This window comes from Pantoea agglomerans, from assembly GCF_021397715.1.
GTDB lineage: Bacteria > Pseudomonadota > Gammaproteobacteria > Enterobacterales > Enterobacteriaceae > Pantoea > Pantoea astica.
On sequence record NZ_CP090207.1, the window covers coordinates 209,357 to 225,337 of the forward strand.

General features: G+C 55.3%; 17 protein-coding genes. 9 read left to right on the forward strand and 8 right to left on the reverse strand.

Features of this window, described 5'->3' with window-relative positions; all coding sequences use genetic code 11:
• The first annotated feature begins 80 nt into the window (after positions 1-80).
• From cpxP to LZU96_RS01085, 6 genes are all read left to right on the forward strand, one after another.
• Positions 81-590: a cell-envelope stress modulator CpxP gene (gene cpxP / locus LZU96_RS01060; protein WP_233985962.1), complete on the forward strand. Its 510-nt coding sequence runs from the start codon at positions 81-83 to the stop codon at positions 588-590.
• A 452-nt stretch (positions 591-1,042) separates the two neighbouring features.
• Positions 1,043-1,198 carry a general stress protein gene (locus LZU96_RS01065; protein ID WP_031375603.1) on the forward strand — a complete coding sequence of 52 codons (156 nt, stop codon included), beginning with the start codon at positions 1,043-1,045 and terminating at the stop codon, positions 1,196-1,198.
• A gap of 234 nt (positions 1,199-1,432) precedes the next feature.
• The gene (fieF, locus tag LZU96_RS01070; RefSeq protein WP_233985964.1) at positions 1,433-2,335 is read left to right on the forward strand and encodes a CDF family cation-efflux transporter FieF; all 903 of its coding nucleotides are present in this window, start codon (positions 1,433-1,435) and stop codon (positions 2,333-2,335) included.
• A 208-nt stretch (positions 2,336-2,543) separates the two neighbouring features.
• Entirely contained in the window at positions 2,544-3,506 is a 963-nt protein-coding gene (gene pfkA / locus LZU96_RS01075; RefSeq protein ID WP_046289520.1) for a 6-phosphofructokinase, read from the forward strand.
• Between the two features lie 143 nt (positions 3,507-3,649).
• Positions 3,650-4,639: a sulfate ABC transporter substrate-binding protein gene (locus LZU96_RS01080; RefSeq protein WP_233985967.1), complete on the forward strand. Its 990-nt coding sequence runs from the start codon at positions 3,650-3,652 to the stop codon at positions 4,637-4,639.
• A 145-nt stretch (positions 4,640-4,784) separates the two neighbouring features.
• Positions 4,785-5,558 (forward strand): CDP-diacylglycerol diphosphatase, encoded by a 774-nt coding sequence (locus LZU96_RS01085; protein WP_233985969.1) that lies wholly within the window; start codon positions 4,785-4,787, stop codon positions 5,556-5,558.
• A 31-nt stretch (positions 5,559-5,589) separates the two neighbouring features.
• Here LZU96_RS01085 and tpiA read toward each other — a convergent pair whose 3' ends face one another.
• On the reverse strand, positions 5,590-6,357 hold the full coding sequence (gene tpiA / locus LZU96_RS01090) for a triose-phosphate isomerase (RefSeq protein WP_233985977.1): 768 nt from the start codon (positions 6,355-6,357) through the stop codon (positions 5,590-5,592).
• 120 nt (positions 6,358-6,477) lie between these two features.
• Positions 6,478-7,068 (reverse strand): DUF1454 family protein, encoded by a 591-nt coding sequence (locus LZU96_RS01095; RefSeq protein WP_233985980.1) that lies wholly within the window; start codon positions 7,066-7,068, stop codon positions 6,478-6,480.
• Between the two features lie 99 nt (positions 7,069-7,167).
• Between LZU96_RS01095 and LZU96_RS01100 the strand changes: the two genes are divergently transcribed.
• On the forward strand, positions 7,168-7,602 hold the full coding sequence (locus LZU96_RS01100) for a DUF805 domain-containing protein (RefSeq protein WP_233985982.1): 435 nt from the start codon (positions 7,168-7,170) through the stop codon (positions 7,600-7,602).
• Here LZU96_RS01100 and fpr read toward each other — a convergent pair.
• Entirely contained in the window at positions 7,593-8,339 is a 747-nt protein-coding gene (fpr, locus tag LZU96_RS01105) for a ferredoxin--NADP(+) reductase (protein ID WP_233985984.1), read from the reverse strand. The two genes, LZU96_RS01100 and fpr, sit on opposite strands and share 10 nt — an antisense overlap.
• A 273-nt stretch (positions 8,340-8,612) precedes the next feature.
• On the opposite strand from fpr, the gene emrD reads away from it, so the two are divergent.
• Positions 8,613-9,806, forward strand: a complete 1,194-nt coding sequence (gene emrD / locus LZU96_RS01110) for a multidrug efflux MFS transporter EmrD (protein WP_233985992.1) — start codon at positions 8,613-8,615, stop codon at positions 9,804-9,806.
• On the opposite strand, the gene glpX is transcribed toward emrD, so the two are convergent.
• From glpX to LZU96_RS01125, 3 genes are all read right to left on the reverse strand, one after another.
• Positions 9,796-10,806, reverse strand: a complete 1,011-nt coding sequence (glpX, locus tag LZU96_RS01115) for a class II fructose-bisphosphatase (RefSeq protein WP_233985995.1) — start codon at positions 10,804-10,806, stop codon at positions 9,796-9,798. The genes emrD and glpX overlap by 11 nt on opposite strands.
• 96 nt (positions 10,807-10,902) lie before the next feature.
• A complete protein-coding gene (gene glpK / locus LZU96_RS01120) occupies positions 10,903-12,414 on the reverse strand; it encodes a glycerol kinase GlpK (protein WP_233985997.1) in 1,512 nt (503 codons plus the stop codon).
• A gap of 30 nt (positions 12,415-12,444) precedes the next feature.
• Positions 12,445-13,299, reverse strand: a complete 855-nt coding sequence (locus LZU96_RS01125) for an MIP/aquaporin family protein (protein WP_094119932.1) — start codon at positions 13,297-13,299, stop codon at positions 12,445-12,447.
• Between the two features lie 404 nt (positions 13,300-13,703).
• Here LZU96_RS01125 and zapB point away from each other — a divergent pair, with 404 nt between their 5' ends.
• On the forward strand, positions 13,704-13,943 hold the full coding sequence (gene zapB / locus LZU96_RS01130) for a cell division protein ZapB (RefSeq protein WP_003851242.1): 240 nt from the start codon (positions 13,704-13,706) through the stop codon (positions 13,941-13,943).
• A 54-nt stretch (positions 13,944-13,997) separates the two neighbouring features.
• On the opposite strand, the gene rraA is transcribed toward zapB, so the two are convergent.
• Positions 13,998-14,483, reverse strand: a complete 486-nt coding sequence (gene rraA, locus LZU96_RS01135) for a ribonuclease E activity regulator RraA (protein WP_009088032.1) — start codon at positions 14,481-14,483, stop codon at positions 13,998-14,000.
• Between the two features lie 156 nt (positions 14,484-14,639).
• Complete coding sequence (gene hslU, locus LZU96_RS01140) at positions 14,640-15,977, reverse strand: HslU--HslV peptidase ATPase subunit (RefSeq protein WP_233985999.1); 1,338 nt, start codon at positions 15,975-15,977, stop codon at positions 14,640-14,642.
• Between the last annotated feature and the right edge of the window lie 4 nt (positions 15,978-15,981).

Sequence of the window (15,981 nt, forward strand, 5' to 3'; positions counted from 1 at the left end):
CACCCCCTGACGGATGTTTGCAGCTATCGCCGTACACTGGCTCTCGTTGAATCGCAAAACGGAACGAACTGGAGTAAACGATGCGCACATTAACCGCCGTCGTCCTTGCCTCAGCGATGGCTCTCAGTCTCGCCAGCGCAGGTGCAAAAGATACGACGACGATTGACGAGATGCATCACGGCGGATTGCCGACAGGCAGTATGACGCAAAATCCGCAAAGCCACATGTTCGAGGGCATCGAGTTGACCGAACAGCAGCGTCAACAGATGCGTGACCTGATGCAACAGGCCCGACACGAACGTCCGGCGGTCCGTCTTGATGATATCGCCGCTCTGCATGAGTTAGTGACTGCAGACACCTTTAACGAAACGGCCATCCGCGAGAAGGCGGAAAGCATCGCCAGAGTTCAGGTTGAACAACAGGTCGAGATGGCACGTATACAGAATCAAATGTTTCATCTGCTCACGCCAGCCCAGCAGGCGACGTTGCAGAAGAATTACCAGCAGCGACTCAATGAGTTGCGACACTTATCGAATTTGCAGTCAGCATCATCGCTGCAAGCAGTGAGTAGTACCAGCAGTAACCAGTAACATAGTATCCCTGTTTTCCTTGCCATAGACACCATCCCTGTCTTCCCCCGCATGATGCGGGGGTTTTTTTTATCTTTTTTTTGGTTTTTTTGTTTTGACAGTAATCATCACTCCGCAATAAAACCCTCATTTCGTTAACGCTTATTATTCCTTTATCTCCCACCATCACCGTTTCTGCGCTTTTAAGCGTGGCGACTGCGGTTAAGCGCAGCGACAGGGGGAATCGTAACGTCAGACATCATAAGTGATTGAAAAATAAATGCATATCGAATCATCCTGCCCGATTCATTCCGCTTTTCAACAGGATACGTTTCCCGCGTTGCGCTTGTCGGATCAGGACCAACTCCTACACTTAGTTCTGTCACAACAGGGATGTTAAGTGTCTTCGCGAAGTCTCAGGGAGCAACAACCACATTATGTCGTCCTGAATGAATCAATCAATGGAGTAAGTTATGGCAGAGCATCGTGGTGGTTCAGGTAATTTCGCAGAAAATCCGCAAAAAGCGTCTGAAGCTGGTAAGAAAGGCGGTCAGAACAGCGGCGGCGGAAATTTCAAAAACGATCGTGAAAAAGCATCAGAAGCTGGGAAAAAAGGCGGCAAAAAGTAATTGCCGGTTTTTTCGGTGACGTGGCCAGGCGTGGATGTTGAGCTGGTCCTGATGTGTTAAGCACTTTGCCCCGTCCTCCTGCTGAGGCCGGGGCTTGTTTTTATCTTCGTGTTCTCCCCGACCGCCATTCCTCTCTTTGATCACAATTAAGCGGTCTTCTGACAGCAGTGTTAAACTTTAGCCATTCTTTGATTTGGGTGCGCATCACTCCTGATGCTGCATACGGAACCTGGCATGCAACCCTCTTATGGCCGACTGGTAAAACGTGCTGCTCTGGCTGCCACTATTCTTGCGTCTGTCCTGTTAATCGTGAAGATTTTCGCCTGGTGGTATACCGGTTCAGTGAGTTTACTGGCTGCACTGGTCGACTCACTGGTTGATATCGCCGCTTCGCTGACCAATCTGCTGGTGGTGCGATATGCGCTTCAGCCGGCGGATGAGGACCACACTTTTGGTCACGGCAAAGCGGAGTCGCTGGCGGCGCTGGCGCAAAGCATGTTTATCTCCGGCTCAGCGCTGTTTCTGTTTCTCACCGGCCTGCAACATCTTGCTTCGCCCAACGTCTTGCGCGCGCCGGGCGTGGGGATTGTGGTTACCGTGGTGGCGCTGGCTTCGACCCTGATACTGGTCGCATTTCAACGCTGGGTGGTGCGCAAAACCCGCAGCCAGGCGATACGGGCAGATATGCTGCACTATCAGTCCGATGTCATCATGAACGGTGCTATCCTGGTGGCGCTGGTACTGAGCGGGTATGGTTTTGCCCGCGCAGATGCGCTGTTTGCGCTAGGCATCGGAGTCTTCATTCTGTATAGCGCGCTGCGTATGGGGTATGAGGCGGTGCAGGCGCTGCTGGATCGCGCACTACCGGAAGCGGAACAGCAGCAGATTCTGACGCTCGCGACGCAGTGGCCGCAGGTGCAGGGCGTACACGATTTGCGCACCCGCCAGTCCGGACCCACCAAATTTATCCAGCTGCATCTTGAGCTGGAGGATCAGCTGCCGCTGGTACAGGCGCATCGCATCGCCGACCAGGTTGAGAAAGCGCTACGCAAAGAATTTCCCGGTTCGGACGTAATTATCCATCAGGATCCCTGTTCTGTGGTACCGTTCGAGAGAGAAGATTCTTTAGGTTTTTAACCTAAATGAATCAAACTGATACGAAAGGCATGACGTAACGCTAACATTGCTGCAAAAAATAGTGAAAAGTTGTCTGACCTGAATCAATTCAGCAGCAAGCCTTTGATATACTATCTGCCATCACGTGTCGCGCTAATCGCAGGAATGGTGTTCAGCAGCGATCGACAGGCAGGATTAACCCTTAGTTTTGAACAATCCAGAGGTTGTCATGATCAAAAAAATTGGTGTATTGACCAGCGGCGGTGACGCCCCAGGCATGAACGCAGCTATTCGCGGAGTGGTACGTTCCGCGCTGAGTGAAGGACTGGAAGTTTTTGGGATCTATGACGGTTACCTGGGTTTGTATGAAGATCGCATGATCAACCTCGATCGCTATAGCGTCTCCGACATGATCAATCGCGGCGGAACTTTCCTGGGTTCTGCACGCTTCCCTGAATTTCGTAATGAAGACGTTCGCCAGGTCGCGATTGAAAACATGAAAAAGCGCGGCATCGATGCGCTGGTGGTGATTGGCGGTGATGGTTCTTACATGGGCGCCAAACGCCTGACCGAGATGGGCTTCCCGTGCATCGGTTTACCTGGCACCATTGATAACGACGTCGCCGGTACCGATTACACCATCGGCTATTTCACTGCGCTGGAAACGGTGGTTGAGGCGATTGACCGCCTGCGTGACACTTCGTCATCGCATCAGCGTATTTCGATTGTTGAAGTGATGGGTCGCTATTGCGGTGACCTGACGCTGGCGGCGGCGATTGCGGGCGGTTGCGAATTTATCGTGCTGCCGGAAATTCCTTACACCCGCGAAGAGCTGGTGGCGGAAATTAAAGCCGGCATCGCCAAAGGCAAAAAGCACGCCATCGTGGCGATTACTGAACATATCTGTGATATCGACGATCTGGCGCGTTTTATTGAAACCGAAACCAAACGCGAAACCCGCTCAACCGTGCTGGGCCACATTCAGCGTGGTGGCGCGCCTTGTGCCTATGACCGCATCCTGGCGTCACGCATGGGCGCCTACTCAATTGAGCTGCTGATGCAGGGTTACGGCGGCCGTTGCGTCGGCATCCAGAATGAGAAGATGGTGCATCACGACATCATCGATGCGATTGAAAATATGAAGCGTCCGTTCAAACGCGACTGGCTCGATACCGCTAAACAGCTTTATTGATCCCGATTCCGGGCGTGCTATCTGGCACGCCCGCTCTGCCTGCCTCTATATTCCGCACGGTTATAACAGCTTATTTTTAATTCTTTTAGCTCTGTAATGGTTTATGTCACGCTTAGCCCATAACGACATTGGGAGAGTGCGTAATGAACAAGTGGAGTATCGGAATCACCCTGTTGCTGGCCTCAACCAGCGTACTGGCGAAAGACATTCAGTTATTAAACGTTTCCTACGATCCGACACGTGAGTTGTATGAGCAATACAATAAAGCGTTCAGTGCGCACTATAAGCAGGAAACCGGCGATAACGTCGTGATCCGTCAGTCTCATGGCGGTTCCGGTAAGCAGGCAACCTCTGTCATCAACGGCATTCGTGCTGATGTGGTTACGCTGGCGTTGCAGTCCGATGTGGATGCGATTGCCGAGCGCGGCCGTATCGACAAAAACTGGCTTCAGCGCCTGCCCGAGAACTCCGCACCTTACACCTCGACCATCGTCTTCCTGGTACGCAAAGGCAATCCTAAAGGAATCCATGACTGGAGCGATCTGGTCAAGCCTGGCGTATCGGTAATTACGCCGAACCCGAAAACCTCCGGTGGCGCACGCTGGAACTATCTGGCAGCCTGGGGCTGGGCGCTGGATCACAATAACGGCGATCAGGCTAAAGCACTGGCCTACGTTCGGGCGCTGTTTAAAAACGTAGAAGTACAGGATTCCGGCGCACGTGGCGCCACCAATACCTTTGTTGAGCGCGGCATCGGTGATGTGCTGATCGCCTGGGAAAACGAAGCGTATCTGGCGGTCAATAAGCTGGGTAAAGACAAGTTCGAGATTGTGACCCCGAGCGAATCCATTCTGGCTGAGCCAACCGTATCAGTGGTCGACAAAGTGGTGGATGAGAAGGGGACGCGTAAGGTCGCGGATGCCTACCTGAAATATCTCTACTCGCCAGAAGGCCAGACCATCGCCGCGCAGAACTACTATCGTCCACGTGACGCTGAAGTGGCGAAAAAATTCGCCAGCACCTTTGCGCCAGTGAAGCTGTTTACCATTCAGGATAAATTTGGCGGCTGGACGCAGGCGCAAAAAGCGCACTTTGCCGACGGCGGCAGCTACGACCAGGTAATGAAACCCTGACCTCTTCGGCCAGCGCCTCCCGCGCTGGCCGTTTCTCTCATCTCCCGCTCATCTTCATGACATACCTCACTCCGACAATTCTCCGTGACATTCGCTTATCGCCAGGCGAGGATGCAGGCTGCTGAACCACACAGAGATTGTTGTTATGCAGTCAGGACATCGTGCAGTCGGTCTGATTACGTTTCTGCTGGTACTGGTGATTGGAGGTATGCTGATTGCCGCTCTTCATTTCAAAAAGAACGCTGATGCGCTGTGGCAAATTGTCAGCGAGAAATGCCTTCCCAATCAGCAGAGTCGTGGTGAACCGGCACCCTGCCAGCGGGTCGATCTGCAGCATCGCTACGCCACGCTGAAAGATATTCACGGTCCGCTGCAATATCTGCTGATCCCGATCGATAAAATCAGCGGCATGGAAAGCCCACAGTTAATTAATGCCGCCACGCCCAACTATTTCGCCTTCGCCTGGCATGAGCGCCAGCTACTGGCGCAACGACGCGGCTCGCCGATTGACGATCGGGTGCTGTCACTGGCGATCAACGCGCAGTATGGTCGCACTCAGAACCAGCTCCATATTCACCTCTCCTGTTTACGGCCGGATGTGCGCCAGCAGCTTGATCAGCTGACACCACGACTGAATGCTGAGTGGCAGGCGGCGACGCTGCGGAACCATCGCTACTGGTTGCGTGCGCTGACGCCAGCAGAGCTGACACAGCAAAGTGTTTTTATCCGGCTGGCGGATGAGGTGCCACAGGCGCGAACGGCGATGGGGAAATATGGTCTGGCGATGGCGAGTTTGCCCGATGGGCGGCTGGTGCTGATGGCGATTGAGCGTAACTGGCTATTGCTGAACCGCGGTTCGGCGGAAGAGGTACAGGATCACGACTGCCAGTTAATCCCGCCAATAAAAAAGGCGGCTTAATCAGCCGCCCTCAGGATGGATGCGTTAACGCTTAGGCATTTTTTGCCGCAGCGGCTGCTTTAACAATCACGGCAAACGCATCGGCTTTCAGTGACGCACCGCCAACCAGCGCGCCATCAATGTCGGGCTGGGTGAACAGCTCAGCGGCATTTTTGTCGTTAACCGAACCGCCGTACTGAATGATGACCTGTTCAGCGATCGCTGCATCTTTCTTCGCGATGTGATCACGAATAAATTTGTGCACCGCCTGCGCCTGCGCAGGCGTCGCTGATTTGCCGGTACCGATAGCCCAGACAGGCTCATACGCGATAACTGCATCTTTAAACGCTTCGGCGCCCTGCGTTTCCAGCACGGCATCCAGCTGACGTGCGCAAACTTCTTCGGTTTGACCCGCTTCGTTTTCCGCTTCGGTTTCGCCAATGCACAGCACCGGTACCAGACCCACAGACTTCAGCACTGCGTATTTCTTCGCAATAAATTCGTCGCTTTCTTTGTGGTAGGTGCGGCGTTCGGAGTGACCGATGATGATGTATTTCGCACCGATATCTTTCAGCATCTCCGCAGAAACTTCACCGGTAAAGGCGCCAGACAGGTTAACGTCTACGTTCTGCGCACCCAGTGCGATGTGGCTACCAGAGATGGCATGTTTCGCCTGCTCGAGATAGAGGGCTGGCGGTGCAATGGCGACGCCACACCCATCAACGCCGGAGAGTGCTTTGCGCAGACCGTCGATCAGTTCGGCTGTCATCTGCTTGCTGCCATTCAACTTCCAGTTACCCATAACCAGTGGATGTCGCATTCTATCCTCCGCATAACGCGATACATGAAAAATCGCTGCCAGCCGGCAGCGTTGTCTGCCAGACAGTATAGAGATCAAATGTGGCGATGGCTTTGCTTTTCGTCATTTTTGCCCACATCATCAGGGAGTCGCGAGCGCCAGTTTGACCGGCTCAATGGCAAAGGTTAAGCCCTTATCGCCGTTGTCAGCCACCACAAAACGCAATGCGCCTTCGACGTGTGCATAGTAGGGCGTTCCCTTACCCTCTTTCAGCAATCCATCCAGCTTTTTACGTCCCTCTTCAGCGCCTAATCCCGGCACGAAGAAACGCAGCGAGGCGGTCATATAAGCCAGCGCTTTCTCCTGTGATGCGCTCTGATCCGGACCCGGCAACGGCAGCCAGGTAATCTGCAACGTTTTGATTTTGCCGGTTCCCGGCTCCAGCGCCGTAGAGGCATACAGGGTTTCATTAATTTTGCTGGCGGCGCGCGTCAGATTGCTTTTATCACCCCGATTATCGATGGCGCGATACTCCTGCAGCGGCAGCGCCGGGTTAGCCAGATTATACTTTTCGCGAAACTGGCCGATAGTCATATCAAAGGTAGGTGCGCCCGCCAGCAGATAGGGCGCCGCGGGCAGTGCATCGGCACGATCCTGCGGTTGCGGATCGGCGGCAAATGCCGGAACCGTCAGCGCAAGCGATAACAGCAATGCGCCAGGCAAATTCTTCATTTTGTCGACCCTAACCAGTAAACTCAGGCCCAAATTAGAACGGTTTTTATCCGCGAGGTCAAAAGCGCGGCGGCTTTAATTTCTCCGGGATGATAATGCATGACGTTACAACAATGGTGTTTTTCTTATCGGGGCCGGCTGGGGCGACGTGATTTCTGGATCTGGCAGGCTGTGTGGCTGCTGGCTACCACCTTATTATTCGTTCTGGCAGGTAACGACTGGCTCGATACGCAGATGGCTGCGTTTGGCGTGGTTTGCCTGCTGTGGCCTGCCAGCGCGGTGCTGGTGAAGCGCCTGCACGATCGTAACCGTCGCGGCTACTGGGGATTTTTACTCATCGCCGCCTGGCTGCTGGTGGCGGGAAACTGGAGCATGTTAGAGGGCATCCTGCCGTGGCTGGTGGGACGCGCCATTCCGTTTGTGATACTGGCGGGATTACTGCTCGATCTCGGCGTGTTTCGCGGCACCCCCGGCGATAACCGGTTTGGTGCCGCGGCGCTGCCCGTGCGTTACTGGCAGGCGGCTCACCAGTAATGTTCGCTGGTGATATGGCCCGGCTTACGCTTCAGGTGTTTACGCATCTCGCGCGTCTCTTTGAGCAGTTGCTGGGTATCGCGTACCATCTGCGGGTTGCCGCACAGCATCACATGGCTGCTGTCGGCATCCAGCGATAATCCCACTGCGCGTTCCAGCTCGCCGTTTTCAATCAGCGCAGGCACCCGACCGGTGAGCGAACCGGCGATCTGTTCGCGGCTGACCACCGTCTGAATATGCAGCTTGTCGTGATAAGTCTGTTGTAACTGCTGCATCAGCGGTAAAAAACTCAGGTCGGCCGCGTAACGTGCCGCATGAACCAGCACGATATTTTCAAACCTGTCCAGCCCTTCGCCCTGCTGTAGCATTGACAGATAGGGACCGATAGCGGTGCCGGTCGCCAGCATCCACAAGGTCTGGCAGTCCGGTACTTCATCCAGCACAAAGAACCCCGCCGCCTCTTTGGTGACCATCACCTGATCGCCCGGCTGCAGCGCGTGCAGATTCGGGCTGAGCTTGCCTTCCGGTACCGTGACCAGATAGAACTCCAGCAGGTCATCTTTTGGCGCATTAACGTAGGAGTAAGCGCGCTGCACACGTTCGCCGTCGATTTCTAACGCCAGCTTGGCAAACTGCCCGGCGATAAAGGGATCAACGGGCGCCTGAACCCGAAGGCTGAACAGCGCATCCGTCCAGTTTTTCACTTCCTTCACTTCAGCATTGACCCACTCGGCCATAATCACTCCCTGGTTGTTGATTATTCAGGCAGATGGCTATTTTCGCGACTGCGCCGCAAGATTGCTACCCTGCCTCCGGACAAAGGCTCTAATCGACAAACTGTTGCGTTACCTTTACAAGCTGGCGCATAAACTTGACGGGCGCAAGTCTGGCCCTTTTCGGTATCCTCTCGCTTTGTCATTTAATCCTGATATTTTTCCCGCCATAACGAAGTATCCAGCCGGTTAACGGCTGTTTTAACCCCTTTTCACAGACCGAAATGTTACTCAATCATGAAGAATAAACTGGAAAACCGCCCTTTGCTGGTGATGCTGATTGTGCTGGTGGCGGTGGGACAGATGGCGCAGACCATCTATGTCCCGGCGATGGCCGCGATGGCTGACGCACTTCACGTACGTGATGGTGCGCTGCAGCGAGTGATGGCCGCCTATTTAATGACCTATGGCGGATCGCAGCTGATCTACGGTCCGCTGTCAGACAGCGTCGGACGCCGGCCGGTGATCCTGGCGGGCATGATGATCTTTATGATCGGCGCGATCACCGCGTTGATGGCGACGTCGCTTGATATGCTGGTGCTCGGCAGCGCGGTGCAGGGACTGGGAACCGGCGTTGCGGGCGTGATGGCCCGTACCATGCCGCGCGATCTCTATGAGGGACACGCGCTGCGCCGCGCCAACAGCCTGCTCAATATGGGGATTCTGGTCAGCCCGCTGCTGGCTCCGGTGATTGGCGCACTGCTGACTCAGCTGTTTGGCTGGCATGCCTGCTTCGCCTTCCTGCTGCTGCTCTGTCTGGCCGTAACCGGCTCGATGGCACGCTGGCTGCCGGAAACCCGACCCTACAGTGCCGAAGTGACGCCGTTCTTTAAACGCTATGTTCGCTTGCTCAGTGACGTCAATTTTGTCCGCTACATTGTGTTGCTGATTGGCGCGCTGGCGGGCATTGCGGTGTTTGAATCGAGCTGTGGCGTGTTGCTGGGCGGCGTGCTCGGCCTGAACAGCCTGACCGTCAGCATTCTGTTTATCCTGCCCATTCCGGCGGCGTTTTTTGGCGCCTGGTTTGCTGGCCGCGAGCAGGGCTCCTGGCATAGCCTGATGTGGTGGGGCGTGAATAGCTGCCTGCTGGCAGGCGTGCTGATGTGGATCCCGGCCTGGTTCGGCGTAATGAATATCTGGACGCTGCTGGTGCCGGCTGCGCTGTTCTTCTTTGGCGCGGGGATGCTGTTTCCACTGGCGACGTCGGGCGCAATGGAACCCTACGCCTGGCTGGCGGGTAGCGCGGGCGCGCTGATTGGCGGGATGCAGAACCTGGGATCGGGCCTGGTGGCGTGGCTGTCAGCCATGATGCCGCAGCGCGATCAGTTCAGCCTCGGCATGCTGATGTTCTTCACGGCGCTGGTGATGCTGCTCTGTTGGTTGCCGCTCTCACGTCAGCCGGAGCGCGGCAACCAGCCGGTTACAGGATAAACGGGTGCAGCGCCGGATCTTTACGGTCGAGGTAGTGAATCGACTGGATGCGGCGAATGGTGCGCGACTTACCGCGAATCAGCAGGGTTTCACTGGTGGCGATATTGCCCTGACGGGTGATGCCCTTTAGCAGGTCGCCACTGGTAATGCCGGTGGCGGCAAACACCACATTGTCATTGCGCGCCATCTCATCCAGCGCCAGCACTTTACCCGCTTCAATGCCCATCTCCGCGCAGCGCTGCAGCTCCTGCTCGCCGAGCCGCCGGTTCTCTGCGCTGTCGCCTTTAACCTGATGGCGCGGCAGTAAGCGGCCCTGCATATCGCCGTCCAGCGCGCGGATCACCGCCGCTGACACCACGCCTTCCGGTGCGCCGCCGATGCCGTACATCACATCCACTTCGCTGTCCGGCATACAGGTCAGAATAGAGGCCGCCACGTCGCCATCAGGGAAGGTAAAGACCCGTACACCAAGCTGCTGCAGCCCGGCGATCACGGCGTCATGGCGCGGCTTCGCCAGAATCGACACGGTTAACTGCGCCAGCGGTTTGTTCATCGCGACGGCGATATTGCGTAGGTTGGTTTCCAGCGGCAGGTCGAGATCGATCTTTCCGCGCGCTGCCGGACCGACAATCAGCTTTTCCATGTACATGTCGGGCGCATGGAGAAAGCTGCCTTTGTCGCCGACGGCCATCACCGCCAGGGCGTTCGCCTGACCGAGGGCCGTCATGCGGGTGCCTTCAATCGGATCGACCGCGATATCGACCGCATCGCCGCGCCCGGTGCCGACTTTCTCACCGATATAGAGCATCGGCGCTTCATCGATTTCGCCTTCACCGATCACAATCTGACCGTCAATTTCAATCGAGTTGAGTACGTGTCGCATGGCATGGACAGCGGCACCGTCGGCCGCATTTTTGTCGCCGCGTCCTAACCAGTGATAGCCTGCCAGGGCGGCAGCTTCGGTTACGCGGGAAAATTCAATCGCAAGTTCTCGTTTCATGGCATCTACCTGACAAAAAACAGGCAGGCAGTGTAACACAGCGGGGCAGCAGGGCGGGGAAAAGGCCCGCGACAGCAACGGTCGCGGGCTTTGATCTTACTCTTGATCTTCCCACGCCTGGGCGCGGGCAACGGCTTTCTTCCAGCCAGCATAACGGAAGTTACGCTCGGTGGTTTCCAGGCTTGGGCGGAACTCACGCTCGATAACCGCTTTCGAGCGGACTTCATCCAGATCCTGCCAGAAGCCGACCGCCAGACCCGCCAGATAAGCAGAACCCAGCGCGGTGACTTCACGCACTTCCGGACGCTCAACACGGGTGCCGAGGATATCAGACTGGAACTGCATCAGGAAGTTGTTGGAAACCGCGCCACCATCGACACGCAGCGCCTGCAGGCGGGTGTTGGCATCATTCTGCATCGCTTCCAGCACGTCACGGGTCTGATAAGCGATAGACTCCAGCGTCGCACGGATGATGTGGTTAGCGTTGGCACCACGGGTCAGGCCGAAAATCGCACCACGGGCATACGGGTCCCAGTAAGGTGCGCCCAGGCCGGTGAAAGCAGGCACCATGTAAACGCCGTTGGTGTCTTTCACTTTCATCGCGAAGTATTCAGAGTCAGCAGCTTCACTGATCAGCTTCATCTCATCGCGCAGCCACTGAATAGAGGCACCACCGATAAACACAGCCCCTTCCAGTGCATAGTTCACTTCACCGCGCGGGCCACAGGCAATAGTGGTCAGCAGGCCGTGCGTTGAGGTCACCGCTTCAGTACCGGTGTTCATCAGCATAAAGCAGCCGGTGCCGTAGGTATTTTTCGCCATGCCAGGCTGTACACAGAGCTGGCCATACAGCGCAGCCTGCTGGTCACCGGCAATCCCGGCGATAGGAATACGTGTACCGCCTTTACCGCCGATGTTGGTCTGACCATAGACTTCAGAAGAGGACTTCACTTCTGGCAGCATTTCACGCGGGATATCCAGGATATCCAGCATACGCTGATCCCACTCCAGCTTATGAATGTTAAACATCATAGTACGGGAGGCGTTGGTGTAGTCGGTGATATGCACCCGGCCCTGGGTCATTTTCCAGACCAGCCAGGTATCGACGGTACCGAACAGCAGCTCGCCACGTTTCGCACGTTCACGCGAGCCTTCAACGTGATCCAGAATCCACTTCACTTTGGTTCCGGAGAAATAAGGGTTAATCACCAGACCGGTAGTGTGCTGGATATACTCTTCCAGACCCTCTTTCTTCAGTTTGTGGCAGTAATCAGCGGTACGCGGGTCCTGCCAGACGATGGCGTTGTAAATTGGCTTACCGGTCTCTTTTTCCCAGACGATAGCGGTTTCGCGCTGGTTGGTGATACCGATTGCCGCGATCTCATCAGAGCGGATGTCGGCATGTGCCAGCACTTCAACCAGCGTTGAGCTTTGTGAAGCCCAGATATCCATTGGATCATGTTCAACCCAGCCCGCTTTCGGGTAGATCTGGGTAAATTCGCGCTGCGATACCGCGACGATATTGGAGTCGTGGTCAAGAACGACGGCGCGTGAGCTGGTTGTGCCCTGATCGAGCGCGACAATATATTTTTTATCGGTGGTAGTCATAAATTCAGTCCTGATGATAAAAGGTGAAACTTACGCTTTACGCTGCTGAGCGCGCGCAACCGGTTTTTCTGCTGGAACGCTGGCCGGTTCCTGAGCGGTACCTGGCAGGTAACGGGCAATCAGTACGCGATAACCGACTGCACCCAGGCAGGCGCCAACCAGCGGGCCAAAAATCGGCACGAGGAAGTAAGGAATGTCACGACCGCCGGTAAAGGCAACGTTACCCCAGCCTGCCAGCCATGCGAAGATCTTTGGTCCGAAATCACGTGCCGGGTTCAGGGCGAAGCCGGTCAGTGGACCCATCGCGCCACCGATAATCGCCACCAGCAGGCCGATCAGCAGCGGTGCCAGCGGACCGCGTGGAATGCCGTTGCCGTCATCCGTCAGGCCCATGATGACCGCCATTAATACCGCGGTGATCACCATCTCAACCAGGAAAGCCTGGCCCACGCCGATGTGCGGGTTAGGGTAGGTAGAGAAGATGCCTGCCAGGTCGAGGCTTTCAACCGTACCGCGCACCATCTGATGGCTCTGCTCGTAGTCGATAAACAGGCTGTAGTAGAGACCGTACACCAGCGCCGCAGCACAGAAAGCGCCAGCCACCTGTGACACGATATAAGGTACGACCTTACGTCCTTCAAAATTGGCAAACAGGCACAGCGCAACGGTGATTGCCGGATTCAGATGCGCACCTGAAATGCCGGCGGTAAGGTAGGCAGCCATGGAAACACCCAGGCCCCAGATAATACAGATTTCCCACTGACCGAAGGCGGCACCGGCGAGTTTCAGTGCAGCCACACAGCCTGCACCAAAGAAAATGATCAAGCCGGTCCCCAGAAATTCGGCAATACACTGACCTTTGAGCGTGTTAGTTGTCTGACTCATAATATTGTTCCTGAAGCGAGGTTAAATTTTATCAGTTTTTGTTCTCAGTCCATGAGTCACCCAGCTTTATTGTAGGGCTGTTGTGAATTTATCGTTAACGAACATAAACGAGAAATAGCGAAATCGTTTTTTGTGTACTGTGTCATAAAAATGCGCGTTTTCGCGTGTTTCGGTTTTCTTTAATCATCATTGGACCCGGATTGCGGCAGCGGACACGGGCAGCAAAAGCGCAGCCGCAATAAGCGCAGCGGAATCTTAGGGATTGGCTGAAAAGTGTTACAGACTGCGCCCGGCGCGCCCGCGTTGCTGGACTTGCGGGGTGAGGCTACATACAATCGGGACAACGTTGCTGGCTTACGCTGGCATCATCAACGCCTTGCAGGAATTTAGGAGAGGTCAGAAAGATGTCATTTGAAGTGTTTGAGAAACTGGAAGCGAAAGTACAGCAGGCGATTGATACCATCACCCTGTTGCAGATGGAAATCGAAGAGCTGAAAGAGCAGAACAACTCACTGCGTAACGATGCGCAACAAGTCGCGGGCAACCACGACGCGCTGATGCGTGAAAATCAGCACCTGAAAGAAGAGCAACACGTATGGCAGGAACGTCTGCGTGCATTGCTGGGAAAAATGGAAGAGGTTTGAAGCCTCAGCTGACGTGAAAAACGGGTGCTGAGGCACCCGTTTTCATTGCTGGCGTTATTCGAGGTCCAGCGCGTCTTCTGACAGGATGATGCCGGTGTTATCGGCATAGAGATGGTCGCCGGAAAAGAAGGTGACGCCGCCAAAATTGACGCGCACATCGCTCTCACCAATCCCTTCACCGGCTGCGCCCGCCGGAATCGCCGCGATAGCCTGAATGCCGATCTCCAGCTCTTCCAGCTCATCAACCTGACGGACCGAACCGTAGATTACCAGGCCTTCCCACTCGTTAGTGGCTGCCAGGCGCGCCAGCTGGGCATCGACCAGTGCGCGACGGACCGAGCCGCCGCCATCAATCACCAGCACCCGACCACGGCCGTTTTCTTCCAGCAGGTCGTAAAGTAAGCCGTTGTCTTCAAAGCATTTCACTGTGGTAATCTGACCACCGAATGAAGTGCGCCCACCAAAATTTGAAAAAAGCGGTTCAACAACGTTCACTTCTTCATGGTAGATGTCGCAGAGTTCAGATGTATCGTATTTCATAAGGGTTTCGTCTGTTTGCCACAGGAGCGGTAAGTATATCGCTTTATGCTGATTGTTGGCAAAATCATCAGTGGAAAAAAGCAGCGTTGCATCAAGAGCATGCATAAAAAAGCCCAACCGGATGGCTGGGCTTTAGAAAAATGCTGATCGGCTCGATTACAGGATGAAGCGGCTCAGGTCTTCATCCGCCACCAGTTCATCCAGATGCTTACCGACATACTCAGCATCAATGGTGACCGATTCGCCGTGGCGATCGCTGGCGTCATAGGAGATATCCTCCATCAGACGCTCCAGCACCGTATGCAGACGACGCGCACCGATGTTTTCGGTGGTTTCGTTGACCTGCCAGGCCGCTTCAGCGATACGACGGATACCGTCGTCGGTGAAGTCGATATTCACGCCTTCGGTGTTCATCAGCGCTTTATACTGCACGGTGACCGACGCGTTCGGTTCAGTCAGGATGCGCTCGAAATCATTTACCGTCAGTGCCTGCAGTTCGACACGGATTGGCAGACGACCCTGCAGTTCCGGGATCAGATCGGATGGGCTGGCCACCTGGAAAGCGCCTGAAGCGATAAACAGGATGTGGTCAGTTTTCACCATGCCGTGTTTGGTTGAAACCGTACAGCCTTCAACCAGCGGCAGCAGGTCGCGCTGAACCCCTTCGCGTGAGACATCCGGGCCGCCGGCGTTCTGGCCGCCGCGCTTACAGATTTTGTCGATCTCATCGATAAACACGATTCCGTGCTGCTCGACCGCCTCAATCGCTTCCTGCTTCAGTTCTTCCGGGTTCACCAGTTTGGCCGCTTCTTCTTCCACCAGCAGCTTCATCGCTTCTTTGATCTTCAGCTTGCGTGGTTTCTGTTTCTGACCGCCGAGGTTCTGGAACATCGACTGCAGCTGGCTGGTCATCTCTTCCATGCCAGGAGGGGCCATGATCTCAACGCCCGGACCGCTGGCGGCCAGGTCGATCTCAATCTCTTTATCATCCAGCTGGCCTTCACGCAGCTTTTTGCGGAAAGACTGGCGGGCGGCTGACGGCTCAGGTGCCTGCTCTGGCTGGCCCCAGTTATTTTTTGCCGGTGGGATCAGCACATCAAGAATGCGCTCTTCCGCCATCTCTTCAGCACGGTATTTGTTCTTTTCAATCGCCTGACTGCGCACCATTTTGATCGCGGAGTCGGTCAGATCGCGGATGATTGAGTCCACTTCTTTACCGACATAGCCCACTTCGGTGAACTTCGTCGCTTCAACTTTGATAAACGGCGCGTTGGCCAGTTTAGCCAGTCGACGAGCGATCTCGGTTTTACCGACACCGGTCGGGCCAATCATCAGGATGTTTTTAGGTGTCACTTCATGGCGCAGCTCTTCATCAAGCTGCATGCGGCGCCAGCGGTTGCGCAGCGCAATAGCCACGGCGCGCTTAGCGCTGTCCTGGCCAATGATAAAACGGTTCAGCTCGCTGACGATTTCGCGTGGAGTCATCTCAGACATGTTT